At 42.3% G+C, this 6,337-nt stretch carries 8 protein-coding genes; 1 reads left to right on the forward strand and 7 read right to left on the reverse strand.

All coding sequences use genetic code 11. From position 1 onward, the window contains the following. The 7 genes from Q1R07_RS12910 to Q1R07_RS12940 form a co-directional block, all read right to left on the reverse strand. Positions 1-586, reverse strand: a 586-nt coding sequence (locus tag Q1R07_RS12910; RefSeq protein ID WP_300490969.1) for a hypothetical protein, incomplete at its 3' end; no start/stop codon positions are given. A 313-nt stretch (positions 587-899) separates the two neighbouring features. Then, a complete protein-coding gene (locus Q1R07_RS12915; RefSeq protein ID WP_300490971.1) occupies positions 900-1,310 on the reverse strand; it encodes a DUF6157 family protein in 411 nt (136 codons plus the stop codon). Further along, a complete protein-coding gene (locus tag Q1R07_RS12920) occupies positions 1,307-1,696 on the reverse strand; it encodes a VOC family protein (RefSeq protein ID WP_300490973.1) in 390 nt (129 codons plus the stop codon). The genes Q1R07_RS12915 and Q1R07_RS12920 overlap by 4 nt, the downstream gene beginning before the upstream one ends. Next, positions 1,693-2,772, reverse strand: a complete 1,080-nt coding sequence (locus Q1R07_RS12925) for a winged helix DNA-binding domain-containing protein (protein WP_300490975.1) — start codon at positions 2,770-2,772, stop codon at positions 1,693-1,695. Before Q1R07_RS12925 ends, Q1R07_RS12920 begins: the two co-directional genes overlap by 4 nt. Positions 2,773-2,812: 40 nt before the next feature. Then, positions 2,813-3,619, reverse strand: coding sequence for an SDR family oxidoreductase (locus Q1R07_RS12930; RefSeq protein ID WP_300490978.1), 807 nt, complete (start codon positions 3,617-3,619; stop codon positions 2,813-2,815). Positions 3,620-3,680: 61 nt separating this feature from the next. Beyond that, positions 3,681-4,217, reverse strand: coding sequence for a YfiT family bacillithiol transferase (locus Q1R07_RS12935; protein ID WP_300490981.1), 537 nt, complete (start codon positions 4,215-4,217; stop codon positions 3,681-3,683). Positions 4,218-4,224: 7 nt separating this feature from the next. Continuing rightward, entirely contained in the window at positions 4,225-5,754 is a 1,530-nt protein-coding gene (locus Q1R07_RS12940) for a bifunctional GNAT family N-acetyltransferase/carbon-nitrogen hydrolase family protein (RefSeq protein WP_300490984.1), read from the reverse strand. Between the two features lie 253 nt (positions 5,755-6,007). On the opposite strand from Q1R07_RS12940, the gene Q1R07_RS12945 reads away from it, so the two are divergent. Further along, positions 6,008-6,337 (forward strand): hypothetical protein (locus Q1R07_RS12945; RefSeq protein ID WP_300490987.1); only part of this gene is annotated, 330 nt, incomplete at its 3' end.

Below are 6,337 nucleotides of genomic sequence, written 5' to 3' on the forward strand. Positions count from 1 at the left end.
CATCGGTCACAAAATCGTCACCGTTTAATTTGATAAAATCCTGAAGTGATGTATAATACAAAACTTCATTGCTTTCGGTATTCCATTTTATACCGACAAGATTGTCGTTAAAAACAGCCAGACGTGCCAGAATGGTTGAATTGTTGTCTACAATCCCTTTTATCGTTGGAACATTATAGTTGAGGTCGGTTTCAAAGGTTCGTTGGAATGTGATCTGATTTTCACCGCCTTCATGAGTAACCCCTTCGGTATAATCGAGGGCGCGCATATCGTGGCGTTGCATGGTAAACTTGGTCGTACCGGCATCGGATTTTAGAATGAATTCGAGTGCATACGGATTTTTGAGCAGGTAATCGTTTAAGGTGGTATAATCAAAGCGATAGGCCGAAAAACCTTCCACGCGACCGTGGAGGTATTCCTGAATTTCAGGACTTAACTGCGTCGGATGTAATTCATACACCGGTGTCTGGTTTTCCTGAGGTTGGGTGTAACTTGGAGGATCGTCCGGACTGCTGGTTTCCGGAACCTGCGCCATTGCTGCAAACGTAACGAGCAATGCCGACAGTAGGAGTAAGCTTTTTTTCATAATTTATTGTTTTTGGTGTTAATATGCTATTGGTGAATATGCGAATGCTGTAACCGGAAAACAAATGCGAAAAATTATGAGGCTTGTAGGATTGAGTAGGTTTTTAGTGCAAAACGCACTATTGATAAATGTTTATTTGGCTTAAAATGGTAATTATTGCATCAAATATAAAAAATTAATTAAATAATTGTTGTAAAAGTATTATCATATTTAAAAAACAAATTTTTTGTGATAAAAATTGTTAAAAGGAGTTTAGATTTGAGCGATAAAAAAACCGGCAACTTGCCGGTTATATACTAAAAAGGGAATACTATTATTTGCGTTTGGAACGCATTGCCTTAACCTGTGTTAGTGCGGAATCCTGTGCTAGTTTTTTATAGTCGTCGGAATCGATACCGTAGAGTGCGACTTTACCTTCGGCATTGTGATGTGTTCCCCAGCCATACCGTTTGGAAAGCGGAGAACAACGCAAGCACGCCTGACTTTTAGCGAAAAAAAGTTCCCGTTCCGAATCGTAATTGGATTTTGGGATATGATTTTTCAGCGCATAAACCGCAAATAAAATATCATCGGAAGTATAACGATACGGATTGTCGCGCAGTGTCTCAAACTGTAAATTTACAGCCGATTTTTCGCTACCGCGTAAAGGCGGAATGGCCGCTTGCGAAACTGGACAATCTTCTGCAACAGCAATAAATGTATTTTGATAATTGGTCGACTTCATGGTGTTTCAATTAAATCCCAAAGATTCCCATAAAGATCGGAGAAAATGGCGACTTTTCCCCAGGGTTCGTTAACAATGTCCCGAACGATGGGAACATTATGTTGTCGGAAATGGGATAGATCGCGTTCGATGTTGTCGGTATTCAGGAAAAAAGAAACGGTGCCTCCGGTCTGATTTCCGACGCGTTCCTGTTGCTCCGGTGTTACCGCTTTGATCAACGCAAATGCACTACCGGAATAACCCTTTGGCGCTAGGGTTACCCAACGTCTGCCATCGTCGCCGTGGATATTTTCCAATACCAAAAACTGGAGTTTTTCGGTATAAAAAGCAATTGTTTCATCATAGTCGTTTACCAAAAGGGTAATATGTGTGATATTCTGTTTCATGAGTGGTAGTGGATATGGGGTTCTTTATTCAGGAAAACGCCAAATTCCTGTATTTTGTTTTCCAGCGGTTCCCGTAAGGAAGGCGTAAACGTGTCAAAAGGATGGATGTCAATGGTTACCGTTTGTTTTTTGATAGTTCGTTTCCAGATACCAACGGCCTTTCCGTTATGTAAAATTACCGGATGAAAAATACCATTTCGGGTAACCGCTTTTTTATGGTGGTCAATAGTGAGTGTGGCCGTGCGATCCTTATAACTAATGATACATTCGTCGAACGCCGGTAACAGATGAATCGGGTTTTCGGGAGCCGATAAGCGGATCGCATTCGAAAACCAATAGGTTTCCGAACCGATGTTTTCAGATTGGAAATCGTGTCGGATCAGATCGAGTGCTTTTCGGACTTCCGACAAAGACAAGCCGGACCACCATTGGAAATCGGCCAGTGTTGCCGGACCATGACTGGAAAAGTATTTTCGAGCCAGTTTTTCCAACGCTTCTTCCCGGCTAATGTTACTTTTTTGCGGAACCCATTCGGCTAACAAGGCATAGGTAGTTTTTCCCTGTTTTATTTTTCCGCTACAGATAAGGCCGTCCTGTTCGGCCAGAATTAAAATATGGGACATCCGATTGTCGTAGTTGGCAATACCATTTTGCTCGAATAAGGTTACCAGTTCGTCGCGGGTGTGATGGTTGTTTCCGACCAGTGTTTTTTCCAAAATGGAATAGGAACGGGAAAGGACTTCGGGCGTTAATTCCAGTTCTTTTAGCCGACCTTTGGCAGAGCCTTTAATCCGTTTGGCCGATAAATCCAGCATCCAGTAAATGTCAGAAGCGGCTACCGTGTGCCAGGTTGGACGCATCACATGGGTGCGAACAATCGATCCGGAATTAAAAGCGGCTTCAATTTCGGTTTCAAAAGCACCGGGTTTTCGGATGCCCAAGGCCCATTTCGACATGGCAAAATCCTGCGCCTGAAGCGCCCCCATACGGGATACGATTTCGGTACTATCCAATGCCGGGCTTTGCTGTAACCACTGGTTGTTGAGACGAAGGGTAACGATATCGGTTAAGTCCATTTGGGATCGTTTTAGCTATAAATGTACCGCTTTTTTCAAATCATAGTTCGGGAATCTGGAATTCATATTCCAAGAGGTGTTGTACTTTTTCCGAACTGATACTTTTTCCGGACGATGGTTTTTCGTGACTGAATTGCGGTAGCGGTAATCCGAATTCCAAGGCTTTTCGGGTATAATAGGCTTCCCGTGTAGGATGAGATGGTGCGACGGCATTAAAAGTTTCGTTCCAGATTTCTTTTTCGATTATCGCCAGAAGGATACCAATACAATCCGTTTGATGGATAAAATTTATCGGAGCTTCCGGGTTTTCGATGTTTTCCTTTCCAGCGAGGAATTTTACCGGATTCCGGTCGTTTCCGATCAGTCCGCCAAATCGGACAATAGTAGTCTGAAGATTCGGATTCTCACGTAAGTAGTTTTCGGCTGCCAAAAGTTGCTTTCCACTTTCGGTATCTGGCAGCGGAATTGTGGATTCCGTTACCGTTGTGTCGGTATCGGAATAGACGGAAGTGGAGCTTACAAAAAGGACTTTAGTGACCGTTGTTGTGGCAATACAGGAAATAAGGGTTTGTATTTTGGCTACAAAATTTTCCCGGTTTTCACCTCTAAGCTTCGGCGGAATGTCAATAATAACGATTTCTTTTCCGGAAAGAAACGCTTCCCAGTTGCCATCTACCTGTTCTTCTCCACATTTGATCAAAAAAGGATCGATTTGTGATTCCTGCAATACGGCTATTTTTTCGGGCGTGGTTGTTGAACCACTTACCGGATAACCCTGTTGTATCAGTTTTTTTGCCAATGGAAGACCAAGCCAGCCACAGCCGACAATTGCAATAGAAGGTTTCATGCTTGTGTTTTTATCGGAACAAAGTAACTTCTTTTTTGTTGATAGTTGTTCCGTTATACGATTAAAAAATCCCTTTGTGTTGTATCGCCTGACGGATATGTGCCAGATGATGTCGGGAATGCCAATGGTAGAGTCCGATGGCTTCTTTTAACGAATATAAGCGTTGATGCTGTGGATGAAAGTACAACAGATTCATATCCTGCTCTGATAAATAATCAAGCAGATAACTCCAGCGGCTGTGTATTCCTTTGATCATAAATAAAGAAGCCGAAATGTCGTTGTCTTTTCCATCGGGAGTAGCTGCCCAAAGTTGTTCTTCATACGGTCGGATTGCCGGAACATTTTCGGTTAGCGTTAGTTTAAAACGGGTAAAGCTGTTCATATGACTATCGGCCAAATGATGCACTACCTGTTTCACCGACCAGCCATCCGGTCGGTATATCCAGTTTAATTCTGTTTGCGGGAGGTCTTTTACTAATTTTTCCAGTTCCTGTGGTAATTCCTGTATCGTTGTTTTCCATTCCAGGATATGAGCCTTGTCGATTTCCGTAGGAACGATAAATTTTCCGATCGGATATTTTAATTGTTCGAGTTCCATGGTATGTTTACGGTTTTAATTTTTTGATCTGATATAAATCTTTTCTCCGGTCTTTCATAATGCGGACACTACCGTGTTCGTGCAATTCTTTTAATAAATCTACATCTACGTCTACAATCAGCGTCATTTCGGTATTTGGTGTTGCTTCGGCCTTGATTCCGTTGGTTGGAAACGCAAAATCCGAAGGGGTAAAAACGGCCGCCTGTGCAAACTGTATATCCATATTGTTCACTTTGGGAAGATTTCCGACACATCCGGCGATAGCGACATAACATTCGTTTTCGATAGCCCGCGCTTGCGCACAATTGCGAACCCGGGTATACCCGTTTTGCGTATCCGTTAGAAATGGAACAAATAGGATGTCCATCCCTTCGTCGGCCAGTAAGCGCGACAATTCCGGGAATTCCACATCGTAACAAATCATAATACCGATTTTTCCGCAATCAGTATCAAATGTTTTGATTTGGGAACCGCCTTTCATTCCCCAATAAAATACCTCGTTTGGTGTGATATGGATTTTGGAATACATTTCTGAAGTTCCGTCTCTTTTACACAGAAAACCGACATTGTACAAATTCCCGTTTTCCAGTAACGGCATACTACCGGTGATGATATTGATATTATAGGAAATCGCGAATTCCTGGAATTTTTTTCGGATCGAATCGGTGTAGCGCGCTAATTCCCGAATCGCATCGGCTTCCGAGAGATGGTTGTAATCGGCCATTAACGGTGCGATAAACAACTCCGGAAACATAGCAAAATCGCTGGCATATCCGGAAACGGCATCAATAAAAAACTCCGCCTGTTCGAACAGCGCTTCAAGGTTATTGAGCGGTCGCATCTGCCATTGAATCAACCCGAGTCGGATGACACTTTTTCTGGTGTTGATCAATTGCTGATGTTTTTCATAATAGATGTTATTCCATTCCAAAAGGACGGCATATTCCTGCGAGCTAACATCACCTTCGAGGTAATTTTTCATCACCTTGATCACGTGAAAATCATTGCTCAACTGAAACGACAACACCGGATCGTGGATTTCCTTGGCGCGTACTTTTTCGATATACTGTTTTGGTGTCATCTCTTTGGCATGCTCGGCATAACGCGGAATTCTTCCGGCAAAGATGATCGATTGTAAATTCAGTTTTTCGCAGATTTCTTTCCGGGCATCATACAAACGACGACCTAAACGGAGTCCGCGATAATCCGGATGAATAAAAACATCGATACCGTATAACACATCGCCAAAAGGATCGTGTGTGGAAAAGGTATAATTCCCGGTGATTTTTTCATAGGTATGCGTCGCGCTGGCTTTCCGGTTATCGACAATCAATGACAAGGCCGAACCGACCACTCTGCCGTCTACCAGTATTACGAGTTGTCCTTCGGGGAAAAGTTCCAGCAGGCGTTCGATTTGTTCTTCTTTCCAATACGCTTCTTCCAGTTCGCTATAGGCTTCCACCATGGAACTTTTCAATTCTTTATAGTCTTCGATTTGTAAATTTCGTAACTCAACTTTATTGATCGCTTGTTGCATAGGGGAGTATTTTTTAGAAAGTTACAAAAAATACCGACTTTTTACAAGCGTGTGAAAGGTGTTGTGCTGGTAGATTTTCACACAAAAGAGACATTTAACAAGAAGGTGCTGTAATTTTAACACTGTGCTAACATTGCGAATAATGCGGCTTTAGCGGTTATTTTGATGTATTGTAAAAACTTTTAACAGTGTTGACTCGTTGAAATTATATTATTCTTATAAATTTGGTTAAAAAATAACAAAATAGTACAACATGAAACTAAAACTACTTATTGCAACAACTCTTATTAGCTTCTGTGGCGCCCATGCCCAGAATTTTAACCAGAGCCAATGGCTTTGGAGTGCTGTAGCCGAAAACAGCGGCTTGCAGGAAAACCAGCCGCAAGGTTTTGTTGACCGATACGGCAACTATATTATGCTTGGAAATTTCAGAACCGATACAGCAACAATACAGGGTACTACGATACAGAATACCAGCGATCCGTCAGCCACGACCAAAGGAGACGCTTATATCGCCAAATTTGATACGAACGGTATACTTTTAAATGTAAAGCATTTTAGCGGAAGCAAATACGAACAATTT

This window comes from Flavobacterium sp., assembly GCF_030146175.1.
Taxonomy (GTDB): domain Bacteria; phylum Bacteroidota; class Bacteroidia; order Flavobacteriales; family Flavobacteriaceae; genus Flavobacterium.